Origin of the sequence: Halobacteriovorax sp. YZS-3-1, assembly GCF_047084945.1 — a bacterium.
Lineage (GTDB): Bacteria > Bdellovibrionota > Bacteriovoracia > Bacteriovoracales > Bacteriovoracaceae > Halobacteriovorax_A > Halobacteriovorax_A vibrionivorans.
On record NZ_JBKIYI010000002.1, the window covers coordinates 969,479 to 984,608 of the forward strand.

Genomic DNA, 15,130 nt, shown 5'->3' on the forward strand with positions numbered 1-15,130 from the left:
CATCAATAAAAAATAGGTTTAAATTAGTTTAAAAGAAGCTAAAAGCTGACTATTCTTTTCTTATTTGTTATGAATACTAGTGTTTATAGGTTTTTCTACTTATAGGATATAAAAAGTGAAAAAATACGAATCAATTAGAATATTTAAGAACCCTGTTCTTGAGTCTATGACTCACGTACACCCAATAATACCATTACTACTTTGGACGCCCTTTGTCATTTTTCTTATCTATCGCTCTTACTTTGCTTTAGGTTATACACATTTTGAAATGATTATTTGTGCTATTAGCGGACTTCTTATTTGGACTCTGACAGAGTACTTACTTCACCGCTTTGTTTTTCATTTAAAACCTATAGGGCCACTGACAAAACGATTTGTATTCCTATTTCACGGACTCCATCACGATGATCCAAATGATCCAACAAGACTTGTGATGCCACCTGTTCCGGCCATTTTAATTATGGCATTGATATGGGGATTCTTTTCACTATTTATTCCAGCGTATTATCTTTCGGGTTTTATGGCATTCTTTACAGTAGGCTATCTTTGTTATGACTATATACACTATGCAACTCACCACTTTAAAATGACTGGTCGAGTAGGGCGCTACTTAAAGAAGTTTCATCTTCAACATCACTTTCGTCATGAAAAGGCAAAGTATGGTGTGAGTTCACCACTTTGGGACTATGTATTTCGTACGGTTACTGGAGAAAAAGAAGAAGGTTATTAGAGCCAGTTGCGCCCTTGATAATCTTTTGCTGTCATCTCAATAGTCGATCTTAGATCGTGTTGAGGTATATGTCCTAAGGCCTTGATCTTTTCACTTTTACAAAGCCACGCATGTGCCTCAAGCTCATTAATCTTATCTCTCGTTAATGGAAGGTGAATAGGCAGCGTATAAAGTGCACCTGCTACAATTCTTAGTATCCAAATTGGGATAGACATAAAGAATACTTTCTTCACACCAAGAGTACTTGAGATTGCATTGATTAATTCCTCAAAAGTTACTTCATCAACAGATGTGACATAGTAAACTTCATTCTTTGGACTTTGTTGTTTTGCACATAAGATAATTGCATCAACAAGGTCAAAGACATTAACAACACTGTAGCGTTTTGATCTAAATCCAAGGCCAGGGCCAGTGACAAATCTTGATTTTACCATCTTAAAGACATCAAGTACGGCACTATCTCTTGGTCCAATTACCATTGGAGGCCTAATGATTGTACTATTCCAACTTTCAGGAGCTAGCTCTCTTAGCGCCTGCTCAGCTGCTAGTTTTGAATGACCATATGCTGACACTGGATTACATTCATGGGCCTCATCAATAGGTGATTGAGATGGTCCAGCAGCTGCTTGTGATGAGATTAAAAGAAAATGTAATTTCTCATAACGCTTACTTAATTCATTTATTAAATCTTGTGTTGCTAGCTGATTTGTTTTTGCAAATGTTAATGAATGCTTAGCAGAGACAACACCAGCTGTGTGAATAACACAGTCGAGATCTGAGGGAAGTTTCTTTACCCATGATGAAATTGATTCTTCATCGAGGTTTCCTGTAATATATTTTCCAGGCAGCTCTAAGTTTAGTGCTTTTTGTTCATTTCTTACTAAAGCGTAAACTTCATGTCCTTGTTCTGATAATTTATCACATAGGTGGGAGCCAACAAAGCCAGTCGCTCCAGTAATTAAAACTTTCATACGAGCTCTTTTTGAAAAATACGATACTTCCTATATGGTACCGCATTCATTTTTAGAAGTGGTTTATTCATATTTAAGTTGTCTTCTAAAATCCAACTCATTTCAATATTCTTATACTTCTTATAGCTTGCAATATTTTCGTGAGCTCGGAAATAGAGAATTGATTCTAGTCCATAAAGCCTGTATTTCTTCTTCACACCCATTGTAATAACTCGAACACCGTCGATTAATTTAGGTGCCCTTAGGACTTGAAATATACCTGTTGGTAATAGCTTTCCATTTGGGATTTTATGTAGAACTTGATTAAAGTCGGGTAGGCATACAATAAAGCCAGCTTCAACACCGTTTACAAGAGCGAATAAAATAAGCTTTTCATCTGCTACTGTTTTTAGGTCTGCGGCCATGGCAAAGAACTCATCCTTGGTCATTGGGACAAATCCCCAATTCTCTTCCCAAGCATCGTTGTAAATCTCATACATGAGTTTTATTTCTTCTTGCCATCTCTTTTTAGAAACACAACGATAAGTAATGGACTCTTTCTTTTCTGCACGCTCTGCAATCTTTTTAATAACTTCAGGCATCTGAGTTTCGGTTTTCATGTGATAAGCAAGTAGATCCATTGCTTTTGTGAAGCCAAGAGACTCAATATGTTGCTGATAGTATTCGTAATTATACATCATCATAAGAACAGGAATCTCTCCATATCCCTTGATTAGTGTTCCACATTCATAATTTGTTGAAGGATTAAATGGGCCAATAAACTTTTCCATGCCTAGTGATGAACACCATTCTGCAGCTGCATTAAATAAGCTTTCAAAAACTTTTATATCGTCGATGGCATCGAGGAATCCCCAATGTCCTTCTTTTGAATTATGAAATTTATTATAGTTATGATTATTGATGGCCATGATTCTTCCAACATCTTTTCCATCTTTAATGGCGATATAGAAAGCACATTGGGCCGTATTGTAGAAAGGGTGGCCTGACTTGAATAACTTATTTAGCTCCATTCTTAATTGAGGAACCCAAAACTTATCATCTTTATATATTTCAAATTGAATATCAATGAATCGTTTACGGGCCTTTTTATCGTTTAAAACGTCTACTTTCTCAATATAGATGGCCATCTAAGCTCCTTTCTTTCTAGTGTCCCATTGTTGAAGGAAGATCAAATTCCTTCTTGGCCTTTGCAAATACCTCAAGAACTTTTGTTAGCTCACTCTTACTATGAGTTGCCATATAACTTGTTCTAATAAGGGCCTCTCCCTTAGGTACTGCTGGTGGAACAACTGGAGTTGCAAAAACTCCGTGATCACTTAGGAATTTTGTTACAAGCATCGATTTCACATCGTCACCGATGAAGATTGGAATAATTGGTGTTTGCGAATTATATGTATAGAACCCAATTTCTTGGAATCCATTTCTCATAAATTGTACGTTATCCCATAGTTTCTCATGAAGAGTGTCGTCTTCATTGATAACGTCGATACATGCAGATACTGTCGCAACTGCTGAAGGGGCCATTGAAGCAGAGAACATAAATGATCTCGCTAAGTGTTTTACGTAGTTGATAGTTTCAGCATCACCTGAAAGTACACCACCAATAGAAGCAAATGATTTAGAAAACGTTCCCATATTTAAGTGTACTTTATCAGTTACACCAAAGTGGTTCATCGTTCCTGCACCTTTTTCTCCCATCACACCGATACCATGAGCATCGTCAACGTAGATATAGGCACCATATTTTTCTGCAAGTCTTACCATTTCTGGAAGGTTTGCAATATCACCAGTCATTGAGAAAACACCGTCAGCTACGATGATAACTTTTTGGAAGCGATCGATATTAGCTTCAAGTTGCTCTTCAAGAGACTCCATATCGTTGTGACGATATTTAAAAGTTGTTCCCATTGCTAAACGTGAAGCATCAATGATTGAAGCATGATTTTCAGAATCAAAGAGCATACAATCTCTTGGCCCACAAATAGCAGATAGAGCACCAAGGTTCGTTTGCATACCTGTTGAAAAGATAAGGGCCTTTTCATGCCCAAGGTATGTAGCTAGCTTTTCTTCAAGTTCTTCGTGTATCGTTAAATTTCCATTAAGAAATCTTGAACCAGTACAACCTGTACCGTATTTTTCAATGGCCTTTATGGCCGCTTCTTTCACATGTGGGTGGTGAGTTAGACCAAGGTAGTTATTTGAGCCGATCATGATTTGATCACGGCCATCAATTTTTACAACCGTTCCTTCTGAGTCACCAATTTGACGAAAGAATGGATAAAGATCTTTAGACTTAAGCATATTTGCTTTGTCCATTAAACGGTCAGCTGCACTTGAAAATTTCAACGACATATTTCACATCTCATTAGAATTGTATTAATAAATAGAGTAGCAGTGAATTTATCCATATATTGTTGACAAGTCAACTTAGATATATGCGTTAAGGTAGTACTTATCATGTTTAAATTATTCAACTTTTCTTCTATTTTAAGTGCCATGATTCACTTCATCATCTTAACGATTTGTGCATCGTGTATTGGGGGAGATAAAGAGGTCTCTCAGACTGTAAGTTCTGAAGTTCAAGACTGGAAAATACCTTGTGATTTAAGTACTTTGTGTACGAAAAAACAACTTATTAGCTCACTTAATGGCCCAATTGAATTTAGAAAAACTCTAAAAGAGAAGATTGATAATAACTTTAATCAATTCTTTGATACATATGGAAACGACTTATTCTATGTCTGCGCAAGCTTAATTAGTGTCGGAGGATGTCGTGAAATACAAATTGATAAGGCCTCTAAAGTATCTTTTGAATTGTATATGAAAGGTCTTGCAAGTTGCCATCACCGTCTATGTCATGACTACTTTCAACAAAATAAGGCCCAGCTTTTAAAATTGGCCAACTCCTTTGATTCACAGCTCTCAATTAAGTCATATTATCTTATGGCAGTTAAGTTACCGCTTCCTTGGTATGATAAGGCCGACTATTTAAAGAAATACTTAGAGTTAATAGATGCTAAAGTCTTAAAATATGAAGAACTAGGGCCACTTATAAGTGCAATCCCAAATCATCAGGGACTGAAAACCTTTATTGCTAAGAGGTTTTTTAAAATAGATGAGAATCTTGATGGTGTCGCTGTTTACTTAGCTCGTTATCAAAATGGATGGCATGATATTTATTATAAGAAGTTTCTAGCTAGTGACAATAAAGTTGCAATAAACGCCTTTATTAATTCTATGCCTATTGGTTGTCCTCAAATATCAACGATATTGTCTTTTAAAGATTTGATAGATCATAAAAATAAGAAGGTATTAGAAGAGACTCTTAATCAAGAAGAACTTGATAAGTATTTTTCGTCTTTAAAGCTTAAGAGCAATAAGGAGTCTAAGTGCCTTTCTTCATCGCCGCCTGCTTTCTAAGCTCTTCTCCACGGGCCTCAGAGTTAATTGAAAGAACGAGGTCTTCCTCAACATCTTTATCCATATTTTGAAAAGCGGCACCAATACCTAAAGGCTTTTCTGAGTCAGAATCATTTGGCCAAGTTGCTGCAATCTTAAGTTGAGGAATCTCAAAGCGCTTAGAAGCAAGTCTTACAGTGGCCTTGGCAAAGATGGTCTCTTTTGCAAACTTCTCTTTGAATTCAGAAGAGCAATTAAAGCTTATTCCACCAGCAGAAATATCATTGCAGTCAAATACATCTTCTTCAATTTTAATTTGAATAGGGATATATGAGTTTGCGTGTAGTCGATAGTTAGTACGTTGCTGACTTTTATAGAAAGGTCGATCAGCTTTAAGACTATATAATTCACTTGCTGAATTGAAACTTAGAAACGAGCTAGAGAATAGGTATACAGACTTAAAAGTGATTTTAATTAGAACTTCACTTTCTTTATTCTTTGAACCAGCAAGTTTCGCAATGATGCTTGCGTCAAAATCTACTGAAAGTTCAAGGTTGTCTTCATCGAGAGATTTTATTTTAAATTTTTCGACTTTGTCTTTGTCTTGACCTTTTTGCCAAACCTCTACGCTAAGTCCGTCACTTACGGCCCTTCTTAAAAAACTTAACCTCTCATCCTTGGGGATTTCAGAGAAATAAAATTTCTTATTAGCATCCATCTTACTAGCTCACTTTAAATTATTGAATTATTGCGTTAACTATTTAATATTAAATATATTTTAATCAAAGTTTTCATTCAGTTCAAATTGTGGCAAATTCTAGAAATAAATGCCTTATAATGAGCAAAATCGTTATTTTAGATACTTATAGATAGTTAAAAAGGACGTACGTATGAAAACAGAAACTCCAGTAGTCAAGTATTTGGCCGACTACAAGGCCCCAACTCATAAAATTGAAACAGTGGACCTTGAATTTCATCTCGATGATACACAAACTCAAGTTTTTTCAAAAATGAAAATCACACCAGTTAATGGAAATACTCTTGAATTAAATGGTGAAGAGTTAAAGCTTAAAAGCGTAAAAGTTAATGGAGAAGAGTTTTCAAATTATAAGGAAGAAAACGAGATTCTAACTCTTACTGGTCTTCCTAGCGAAGCTTTCACTTTAGAGATTCATAATGAAATTAACCCTAAAGCAAACACTGCTCTTGATGGCCTTTATAAGTCAGGTGGGATGTTTTGTTCACAAAATGAACCAGAAGGCTTTAGAAGAATAACTTACTTTATCGATCGTCCAGATAACTTAAGTGTTTTTACGACAAAGATCATTGCAGATAAGAAAGACTATCCATTTCTTCTTTCAAATGGAAACTTAATTGAAAGTGGAGATCTTGAAGATGGAAAGCATTTTGCTGTATGGAATGATCCATTTGCAAAGCCTGCTTATCTATATGCTCTTGTGGCAGGTGATCTTGCTGTTATTGAAGATACATTCAAAACGAAGTCTGGACGTGACGTTAAGCTTCAGGTTTTCGTTGATAAAGGTAATGAAGAAAAATCACATCATGCAATGGAATCACTTAAGAAGTCGATGAAGTGGGATGAAGAAAGATTTAGACTCGAATACGACCTTGATATTTATATGATCGTCGCTGTTGATTCATTCAATATGGGGGCGATGGAAAATAAAGGCCTTAATATTTTTAATTCAGCTTATGTACTTGCTTCAAAAGAAACTGCTGAAGATAGAAACTTCTTTGGTATTGAGTCAGTTGTTGGTCATGAGTATTTTCACAATTGGACAGGAAACCGTGTAACTTGTCGTGACTGGTTCCAGTTAACACTTAAAGAAGGTCTAACAGTATTTAGAGATCAAGAATTCTCTGCCGATCTAAATTCAAGATCAGTATGTCGTATTAATGATGTGAGAAACCTAAAGGCCGCTCAATTTCCTGAAGATGCAGGTCCTCAATCACACCCAATTCAGCCAAAGTCATATATCGAAATGAATAACTTCTATACAATGACGATTTATGAAAAAGGTGCTGAAGTAATTCGTATGTACCATACACTTCTAGGTGAAGAAGGCTTCCAAAGAGGGATGGATAAGTACTTTGAGCTTTATGATGGACAGGCCGTAACAACGGCAGACTTCACTCATGCTATGAGTGTTGCCAATGATAATTATGACTTCTCACAATTTAGAAGATGGTATGACCAAGCGGGAACACCTGTTTTAGATATAACAACTAAATATGATGAAGAAGCTAAAGAATTTACTTTAACAGTTAATCAATCGACTCCTGCAACTCCTGGGCAGCCAACGAAAGAGCCTTTTCATATGCCTTTCTTGCTAGGGCTTCTTGACAGTGCTGGAAATGATATGACATTAGCTTTAAAGAACCGTGATGATCAAAATGATCTCGATCGTGGACTCCTTCATATAAAAGCGGATACTGAGACATTTGTATTTGCCAATGTTAATGAAAGACCAGTTGCTTCACTAAATAGAAATTTTAGTGCGCCAGTTGTTCTTCGCTCTGACTTAACTGATGAGGACTTCGTTTTCTTAATGGCAAATGATAATGATGACTTTAACCGTTATGAAGCTGGACAAGCTCTTGCCTTAAAGAATATTCACGCCATGCTAAAAGATGAAAATCATCAAGTTGATGAACTATTCATTAAAGCATGGGGATCGATTCTAAATGATAATAATATTGATGAAGAATTTAAGGCAGTTTGTCTTTCTCTTCCATCGATGATTGATGTTGCTGCAACAATTGATATTCCAAATTACCGTGCAATCCATGAAGCAAAAGATAAGCTATTTAAGCTTCTTGCTAATACTTACAAATTAGAATTAGCTTCAATTTATAATGAGCTTAGTACAGAGAGACCATTTAAGGTTGATGCTAAGGCGATGGGAGAGAGAAAGCTAAGAGGATTTGCTCTAGCGTGTCTTTCAACAGTTGAAGAGCATAAAGAGCTTGCTCGTGAATGCTTCAAGTACGCAACGAATATGACAGATATGATGAACTCATTAAGTGTTATGGTTAATGAAAACTTACCAGGTTGTCAGGAATCATTAAAAGAGTTCTATGATAAGTTCAAAGACCAAACTCTTGTTATGCAAAAGTGGCTAAGTGTGCAAGCTTCATCTTGCGATGATACTACTTTTGATAAGGTTCAAGAGCTAATGAAAGACGAAGTCTTTGATATGAATGTTCCAAATCTTGTTTCAGCTCTAATTGGTTCATTTGCACGTAATAAAGTTCAATTTAACCATGAAAGTGGACGAGGGATGAAATTAATTGCTGAAATGATTAGAAAGGTTGATGCAATTAACCCACAATCTGCTTCAAGACTTGCTGGTGCATTTAATGATTACCGTAAGATGCCTGCTGATCTTAAAGAGATAGCAAAGGCCGAACTTACTGTTATTGTTGAAAGTGATAAAACATCTAAGAATGTTTACGAAAAATTATCTAAAACATTAAATTCATAAAGGATATTAGACGTGAGTGATGACATTTTTACAGAGAAACTTGAGTTGAATTACACAGAGGTTGCTCCTGAGATCAACTTTGAGGAATTTGAAAAGGTTATCACTTCACGTCGAAGTGTCCGTGTTTTTGGTGATGAAGAAGTTCCTGATGAAGTTGTTCAAAAGGCAATCGAACATGGACTGCTGGCACCAAACTCATCAAACTTACAACCATGGGAATTCCATTGGGTTAAAAGTGACGATACGAGAAGTCGTTTAGCAAAGTTTTGTTTTGGACAAAATGGAGCTAAGACGGCCAAACACTTAATTGTCTGTGTGGCAAAGACTGATACTTGGAGAAAGAATTCAAAACGAATGATTTCTTCGTTAGAAGAGGTAAATAAAAAGAAAGGGTTGGAAGTGCCAAAGGCAGTAAAGGCCTACTATAGTAAGGTCACTCCGATGGCCTATGGTTATATGGGACCTTTTGGAATCTTATCTCCTTTTAAATGGCTCTTCTTCAATACAATTGGTCTTTTTCAAGTGATCTTTCGCGAGCCAATGTTTCCATCCGAACTTAAAACTTGGGCCCATAAAACAACAGCATTAGCTTGTGAAAATATTATGCTCTCTGTAAGAGCTCAGGGATATGACACTCTTCCGATGGAAGGCTTTGATGCTAAGAGAGCAAAGAAGTTACTAGGTCTAGGATGTCATGATCATATTACGATGATCTTGGGCGTTGGGAAGAGATCTGAAAATGGGGTATATGGGCCACAATTTCGATTCCCTAAGGAAGAGTTCATTAAGAAGCACTAATGTAAGAATTGGTTGTTTGTTTCTTACACAGATCTTTATTAAAATAGTAATTCAATTATAGAAAAAGGATTTTCTTATGAAGTACTTATTATGCTTATTAATTTCTATTAATATTTTTGCATTAACTCCAAATGATCTAATGGGGTGTTTTGAAACAATTAAAATTAATGATTCATCTATCTCGTATGGGCCAGATTACGAACGTAATTTATCAACCTTCGAGGACTTTGGGACTTCTTATACTTACCGTAATATTCAGTCTAATCGTGCAGAGCAGATTAATGTTTTCACTTTCTTTCAAGGTGTTAGAGATAAAGTCTATTATTCCTACTCACCAATGGTATTTTTTAAGAACTTAGGAAAGTATGAGTCAGGTGAGGCCAGTCTTTCTTATGAAATTGATGAAGATATCTATATGAGAGATTCAAGAACTTATGCCTATAAGAAAGTGGATCATCGTATGAGCTTTTTTATAGAAAAAAGAGGTGATTTCTACGAGGGGAGCGTTGAGTTGATTTCTCATATCAGAAATATTGACCGCGGATTCTCTTTTATTTTAAAGAAAGTTACTTGTCCTACATCATACTAATGTCATAAATGGATTTTACTAATAGGCCAACGAGGACGACATTAAATGCTGTTGTTACCGTTGTCCTATTTTCTTTAAGTACCTGGTTTGATCCAAGGTAGTTTCCAATTAAACCGGCCGGAAGTGCAATGGCCACAACTTTCCACATGATTACTCCTTTTATAAGAAAGGTTATAAAGGCCGCAACATTACTTGTGTAATTAATAAACGCAGCATGTGGTGAAGCTTTTAAAATATCAAAATGAAGAAAGAACATCATGGAGATAATGAGAAACGTTCCTGTTCCAGGGCCAAAGAAGCCATCGTAGCCACCAATCATTAAGCCGATTATCGATGATCTGATGATTACTTGAGTTTTTTCAAGTTTACTTGGGTCCACAAGTCCACGTCTTCCTTTCAAATACTTCATGATGAAAATAAAAGGTATAACGAGGATTAATATGTAGACCATATGCTTTGAATCTAGAATAGAACTTAGTCGTGCACCTATTAAGGAAGCAATGAATGCTGCTATCGTAGGGGGAAGAATAAACTTAAAGTCGATTTTCTTATTCTTTATATAGCGAAAAATTGATAAGGACTTTGAACAACATGAAACACATTTATTAGTTCCAAGAATAAAAGGTGCGGGAACTCCTGCTGCAAGGTATGTCGGTATTGTTATAAGCCCACCACCTCCGGCCATGGAATCAATGAAGCCTGCAAAGAGTATAAATATAAATATTCCAATTCCTTGAATTAGAGAGATATCTTCCATTAAGGCATTATGCCTTATTTTAGATACGATTGCGAAGAGTATCTCTTAATGCCGCCTCAAGAAAATTAAATGAGTATTCAAAGCCACAGTCCTTTGTTTCTTCACATGAAACCTTTTGGCTATCTAGTAAGACATGTGACATTTCACCAAATATTGTTTTCGCAGCAATCTCCGGTAATGGAATGAAAGTTGGCCGATGAAGAACACGTCCAAGAGTTTCCGTGAAGTCAATATTCTCTATTGGATTTGGTGCAACACCGTGAATAATATCTTTTTCCGTTTCATGTTCAACCAAGAATCGATATAGGTCTGCGAGATCCCTAATATGAATCCAGCTCATATACTGATGGCCGTCACCAATTCTTCCAGCAACTCCCATCTTAAAAGCAGGAAGCATCTTTGCTAGTGCACCTCCTTCACTTGAGAGGACGACACCAACTCGAATAATTTTCACACTAATACCAAGCTTTGAAACTTTTTTTGCGGCCGCTTCCCAGTCACGACAAACTTGTCCCAAGAAGTCATCACTTGCATCACTATCTGTTTTAAGTTCCTCATCTGCTCGGTCACCATATATTCCAATGGCCGAAGTACTAATGAGTTTATTGGGAAGAGGAAGACCTCTGGATTGCAGCTGCTTTAATTTTTCATAAAGAAGGTTTGTCGCATTAATTCTTGAATTATAAATGCGATCCTTCTTCTCTGTCGTCCACCTACCATCTGCAATATTTTCACCGGCCAAATTAATAATTGCATTAACACCCATGAGTGCGGCCATATCCATTTGACCTTTTTCAACATCCCACTCAAAGTATTTCACTTTAGGAGTGCTTGTTTTTCCTTCTAGGTTGCGAGTTAAAATACGTACCTCATCATAACCATGCTCTAAGAATGAGTTTGTTAGAAATGAGCCAATAAAGCCTGTACCACCTGTTATTAATACTTTCATGGCGTCAGTATAGAAAGAGAATGTGATAATTTTGTCGAGAAACTATGAGTAGGCACTAGGATTTAATTGTACCTACTCATTTATGAACATTTTAATTATAGAATGATTGATTTTCCATCGGACTTAAGGTCACGACAAGCTTGTGAAATACGTTCAGTCATTGCATTTTCTGCTTTCTTCATCCAAGCGCGAGGATCGTACTTCTTCTTGTTTCCAACTTCACCTTCGATCTTAAGCATTTCATCGTAATTCTTGAACATGTGATCCACAACTGGACGAGAGTAGGCATATTGAGTATCGGTATCGATATTCATTTTAATAACTCCATATCCAAGTGTCTCGTGAATCTCAGAAAGTTCACTTCCTGAACCACCGTGGAAAACAAGCCAGTTTTCAGCATCTGCACCTAATTCTTTTGCAACTGCTGCTTGTCCTTCTTTTAATACTTCTGGACGAAGCTTAACATTTCCTGGCTTATAAACTCCGTGTACGTTTCCAAAAGTGGCAGCATACATAAATTTACCAAGAGGGCGAAGTGCTTTTGTTACCTCAACCATCTCTTCTGGAGTTGTGTATAATTTATCAGCTGGTGCATCTTCGTTATTAACACCATCTTCTTCACCACCTACAACACCTGTTTCAATCTCGAGAATGATTTCACTCTTAGCACATCTCTCTAAAAGCTTCTTACTCATTTCGATATTTTCATTTGTTGGTAGGACTGATCCATCAAACATATGAGAATGGAATAGATTAGGCTGGCCTTGAGCTCTTCTCTTTTCTGTTTCTTCAATTAGTGGAATTAGGAAGCTATCAACTTTTTCTGGATGACAGTGGTCAGTGTGAAGAGCAATGAGCACATCGTATTTAGCTGCAACAAGGTGAACGTGTTGCGCAAGAGAGATGGCGCCAAGGACTTCATCATTTAGACCTTGCCCAGATGCAAACTTTCCTCCGCCAGTTGAGACTTGAATGATTCCATCTGATTTCATATCGGCAAAGGCCTTGATTGCTGCATTCGCAGTTGACGTTGAAGTGACGTTAATGGCCGGATATGCGTATCCGCCTTTTTTTGCGCTATCTAACATATCGCAATATTGTTCGTAAGTAGCTATTGGCATCCAGTGCTCCTTTTAGTTATAGTAAGTGAGTTCAAAAACATTATAGAGGTCAAAGATGTCACTTGCAAATAAGGAAACACAAAAATTATCACCTAGAGAGTTAAGAGAGGTCTTAAAGACTGCTCGCGGCGATGGTGAAATTGATTTACTTATTAAAAATGTAAAAATCCTTGATCTCGTCAATGGTGAAGTGGTTGAGAGCTCAATTGCTATCTCTGGTAAAACGATTGCTGGAATTGGTAAGGAATACGACGATCAACCAGCAAAACGTATTTATGATGCCCAGGGAGCGACAGCGGTTCCTGGCTTTATTGACGGACACCTTCATGTTGAATCTTCAATGATGCATCCATTTGAGTTTGAAAGACTAACGCTGCCTCTTGGAACAACAACGGCCATTTGTGATCCACATGAAATTACAAATGTAATGGGAGATCGTGGGTTTTCTTGGTTTTTAAGATGTAGTGAATTAATGGATCAAAATCTATTTGTTCAGGTTAGTTCGTGTATTCCTGCACTACCTGGGTTTGAAACAAATGGCGGGCAATTTGATATTATTGATATGAAGAAATACAAGGAGCATCCTCGTGTTCTTGGCCTTGCTGAAATGATGAATTTTCCTGGGGTCATTAATGGTGTAGAAGGTGTGCTTGAAAAAGTCGAAGAATTTGCAGAGCTAAATCTTGATGGGCACTCACCAATGCTTCGTGGAAAACAGCTTAATGCCTATATCGCAGCAGGGATTCAGAATTGTCACGAGACTATTTTTGCAGATGAAGCAAAAGAGAAGCTTCAAAAGGGGATGGGACTAATCATTCGTGAAGGCTCTGTTGCAAAGAATTTAAAAACTCTTGCTCCTGTTGTAAATGAGTTCAACTCTTGTCAGTGCCTTCTTTGTACTGATGATCGCAATCCATATGAAATATTCAATGAAGGTCATATCAATTATATGATTAAGAAGATGATTAATGAGCTTGGTACACCTGCTCATATTGCTTATAGGCTATCAAGCTTTTCAGCAGCAAAACATTTTGGGTTAAAGAAGCTAGGCTTAATTGCTCCTGGCAAGCAAGCAGATATTGTTCTTGTTGGAAAACTTGAAGATGTCGATGTGAAAGAAGTTTTCAAAAAAGGTGAGCTTGTAAGTGAGTTAGATCTTCCATCTAAAGTTATGGATAAACTTAATAAGTCTGAACCTCCAAAAGAGAATACAATCAAACGAAGCTTCTTAGCACCGACAGATTTTAATTATGATTTAAGTGCTGGAACTTATAATGTGATGGAAATTGTAAAAGATGAAATCATCACTAATCACTTAAAAGTTAAGTATGATGGTGAAGAATTTGCTGAAGATGATATTTCATATATCACTGTGATTGAGAGATACGGTCAAAAAAGAAAACCAAGCCTTGGTTTAGTAAAGGGGATGGGGCTTACGAGAGGGGCCATTGCTTCAAGTGTTGCTCATGATTCTCACAATATTGTCGTCATCGGAAAGACTCCACAGGATATTGCAACTGCGGCAAACGAAATTATCGAAAATGCCGGTGGTTTCTGTGTCGTTGATAAGGGGAGAGTAACAGCATCTCTATCTCTACCTATTGCTGGACTTCTTAGTTTAGAGTCAGCTGAAACAATTAATGAAGGAATTATTCAATTAAAAGAAGCCTGTAAGGAAATTGAAGTAGCAGTAAATGAACCATTTATTCAAATGGCCTTCCTTGCACTACCTGTAATTCCAACTTTAAAAATAACAGATATGGGATTAGTTGATGTAACGAAGTTTGAGTTCATCGATCTTAAATGTGAAGATTAAAAAGTTATTAGATTATATTCCTGGTTGGTTATTCCTAACTATTATTGTTGGTATTAGCGTCATATTTCTTGATCCTATCATGGCCCTTTTAGAAAAGCGGGTAGTTCAAGTTGAGGCAAATAAGCTTCGCTCTGATGCAAAAATTATATGTTTTCGTGACGATTTTCCCCAAGGACGTCAATTACAAGCTTGTCGTGATGGAAGTTTCTATGCTCAAAAAGACAATGACAATGAGCTTCATCAAACATATCTAAAACGTTTGTGTGACCTTGATGACCCTCGATCGTGTTATGAGTATGCGAGTAAAAATTTTTCAAAAATAACAAGCGCTGATTATCAAGTACTCTTAGAAAAGGCCTGTCGAAATGGTGCTGGAGGGATTATGCTGGCATGTGGAAAGCTTGCTCCACTCATTGAAGACACCTCACCAGAATTTGCTAAAAAGTATCTCGAATATGCCTGTGCGGCAGGTCATAAAAAGTTCTGTAAGTAGC

The 15,130-nt window shown here is 36.8% G+C and carries 14 protein-coding genes; 7 read left to right on the forward strand and 7 right to left on the reverse strand.

Going from position 1 to position 15,130, the window contains the following annotated elements; genetic code table 11:
* The first annotated feature begins 115 nt into the window (after positions 1 to 115).
* Entirely contained in the window at positions 116 to 730 is a 615-nt protein-coding gene (locus tag ACMAZI_RS14735) for a sterol desaturase family protein (RefSeq protein WP_114706301.1), read from the forward strand.
* Here ACMAZI_RS14735 and ACMAZI_RS14740 read toward each other — a convergent pair.
* The 3 genes from ACMAZI_RS14740 to spt are packed head-to-tail and all read right to left on the reverse strand — an operon-like array spanning position 727 to position 4,053.
* Complete coding sequence (locus tag ACMAZI_RS14740; RefSeq protein ID WP_412474410.1) at positions 727 to 1,701, reverse strand: NAD-dependent epimerase/dehydratase family protein; 975 nt, start codon at positions 1,699 to 1,701, stop codon at positions 727 to 729. The two genes, ACMAZI_RS14735 and ACMAZI_RS14740, sit on opposite strands and share 4 nt — an antisense overlap.
* Positions 1,698 to 2,828 carry an N-acetyltransferase gene (locus tag ACMAZI_RS14745; RefSeq protein ID WP_114706299.1) on the reverse strand — a complete coding sequence of 377 codons (1,131 nt, stop codon included), beginning with the start codon at positions 2,826 to 2,828 and terminating at the stop codon, positions 1,698 to 1,700. The genes ACMAZI_RS14740 and ACMAZI_RS14745 overlap by 4 nt, the downstream gene beginning before the upstream one ends.
* A gap of 16 nt (positions 2,829 to 2,844) precedes the next feature.
* Entirely contained in the window at positions 2,845 to 4,053 is a 1,209-nt protein-coding gene (gene spt / locus ACMAZI_RS14750; RefSeq protein WP_114706298.1) for a serine palmitoyltransferase, read from the reverse strand.
* Between the two features lie 105 nt (positions 4,054 to 4,158).
* Between spt and ACMAZI_RS14755 the strand changes: the two genes are divergently transcribed.
* A complete protein-coding gene (locus tag ACMAZI_RS14755; protein WP_412474411.1) occupies positions 4,159 to 5,121 on the forward strand; it encodes a hypothetical protein in 963 nt (320 codons plus the stop codon).
* Here the strand turns inward: ACMAZI_RS14755 and ACMAZI_RS14760 are convergent.
* On the reverse strand, positions 5,087 to 5,818 hold the full coding sequence (locus ACMAZI_RS14760; protein ID WP_114706296.1) for a PilZ domain-containing protein: 732 nt from the start codon (positions 5,816 to 5,818) through the stop codon (positions 5,087 to 5,089). The genes ACMAZI_RS14755 and ACMAZI_RS14760 overlap by 35 nt on opposite strands.
* Positions 5,819 to 5,990: 172 nt before the next feature.
* On the opposite strand from ACMAZI_RS14760, the gene pepN reads away from it, so the two are divergent.
* From pepN to ACMAZI_RS14775, 3 genes are all read left to right on the forward strand, one after another.
* Positions 5,991 to 8,606: an aminopeptidase N gene (gene pepN / locus ACMAZI_RS14765; protein WP_412474412.1), complete on the forward strand. Its 2,616-nt coding sequence runs from the start codon at positions 5,991 to 5,993 to the stop codon at positions 8,604 to 8,606.
* 12 nt (positions 8,607 to 8,618) lie between these two features.
* Positions 8,619 to 9,404: a nitroreductase family protein gene (locus ACMAZI_RS14770; RefSeq protein WP_114706294.1), complete on the forward strand. Its 786-nt coding sequence runs from the start codon at positions 8,619 to 8,621 to the stop codon at positions 9,402 to 9,404.
* Positions 9,405 to 9,480: 76 nt separating this feature from the next.
* The gene (locus ACMAZI_RS14775) at positions 9,481 to 9,993 is read left to right on the forward strand and encodes a hypothetical protein (RefSeq protein ID WP_412474413.1); all 513 of its coding nucleotides are present in this window, start codon (positions 9,481 to 9,483) and stop codon (positions 9,991 to 9,993) included.
* Here ACMAZI_RS14775 and ACMAZI_RS14780 read toward each other — a convergent pair.
* The 3 genes from ACMAZI_RS14780 to fbaA form a co-directional block, all read right to left on the reverse strand.
* On the reverse strand, positions 9,980 to 10,750 hold the full coding sequence (locus ACMAZI_RS14780; protein ID WP_114706292.1) for a sulfite exporter TauE/SafE family protein: 771 nt from the start codon (positions 10,748 to 10,750) through the stop codon (positions 9,980 to 9,982). The two genes, ACMAZI_RS14775 and ACMAZI_RS14780, sit on opposite strands and share 14 nt — an antisense overlap.
* Positions 10,751 to 10,769: 19 nt before the next feature.
* On the reverse strand, positions 10,770 to 11,699 hold the full coding sequence (locus ACMAZI_RS14785; RefSeq protein WP_334679195.1) for a TIGR01777 family oxidoreductase: 930 nt from the start codon (positions 11,697 to 11,699) through the stop codon (positions 10,770 to 10,772).
* Positions 11,700 to 11,794: 95 nt separating this feature from the next.
* On the reverse strand, positions 11,795 to 12,820 hold the full coding sequence (gene fbaA, locus ACMAZI_RS14790; RefSeq protein WP_114706290.1) for a class II fructose-bisphosphate aldolase: 1,026 nt from the start codon (positions 12,818 to 12,820) through the stop codon (positions 11,795 to 11,797).
* Positions 12,821 to 12,875: 55 nt separating this feature from the next.
* Here fbaA and adeD point away from each other — a divergent pair, with 55 nt between their 5' ends.
* Together adeD and ACMAZI_RS14800 are read left to right on the forward strand one after the other, a co-directional pair.
* Positions 12,876 to 14,636 (forward strand): adenine deaminase, encoded by a 1,761-nt coding sequence (gene adeD, locus ACMAZI_RS14795; RefSeq protein ID WP_412474414.1) that lies wholly within the window; start codon positions 12,876 to 12,878, stop codon positions 14,634 to 14,636.
* On the forward strand, positions 14,626 to 15,129 hold the full coding sequence (locus ACMAZI_RS14800; RefSeq protein WP_412474415.1) for a hypothetical protein: 504 nt from the start codon (positions 14,626 to 14,628) through the stop codon (positions 15,127 to 15,129). Before adeD ends, ACMAZI_RS14800 begins: the two co-directional genes overlap by 11 nt.
* Position 15,130: the final 1 nt, after the last annotated feature.

Bases quoted from the DNA above. Each gene is read 5' to 3' on its own strand.
- spt (WP_114706298.1), bottom strand. From the start codon at position 4,053: ATGTCGTTGAAATTTTCAAGTGCAGCTGACCGTTTAATGGACAAAGCA.
- adeD (WP_412474414.1), top strand. From the start codon at position 12,876: ATGTCACTTGCAAATAAGGAAACACAAAAATTATCACCTAGAGAGTTA.
- ACMAZI_RS14785 (WP_334679195.1), bottom strand. From the start codon at position 11,699: ATGAAAGTATTAATAACAGGTGGTACAGGCTTTATTGGCTCATTTCTA.
- ACMAZI_RS14760 (WP_114706296.1), bottom strand. From the start codon at position 5,818: ATGGATGCTAATAAGAAATTTTATTTCTCTGAAATCCCCAAGGATGAG.
- ACMAZI_RS14755 (WP_412474411.1), top strand. From the start codon at position 4,159: ATGTTTAAATTATTCAACTTTTCTTCTATTTTAAGTGCCATGATTCAC.
- pepN (WP_412474412.1), top strand. From the start codon at position 5,991: ATGAAAACAGAAACTCCAGTAGTCAAGTATTTGGCCGACTACAAGGCC.
- ACMAZI_RS14780 (WP_114706292.1), bottom strand. From the start codon at position 10,750: ATGGAAGATATCTCTCTAATTCAAGGAATTGGAATATTTATATTTATA.
- ACMAZI_RS14745 (WP_114706299.1), bottom strand. From the start codon at position 2,828: ATGGCCATCTATATTGAGAAAGTAGACGTTTTAAACGATAAAAAGGCC.
- ACMAZI_RS14740 (WP_412474410.1), bottom strand. From the start codon at position 1,701: ATGAAAGTTTTAATTACTGGAGCGACTGGCTTTGTTGGCTCCCACCTA.
- fbaA (WP_114706290.1), bottom strand. From the start codon at position 12,820: ATGCCAATAGCTACTTACGAACAATATTGCGATATGTTAGATAGCGCA.
- ACMAZI_RS14775 (WP_412474413.1), top strand. From the start codon at position 9,481: ATGAAGTACTTATTATGCTTATTAATTTCTATTAATATTTTTGCATTA.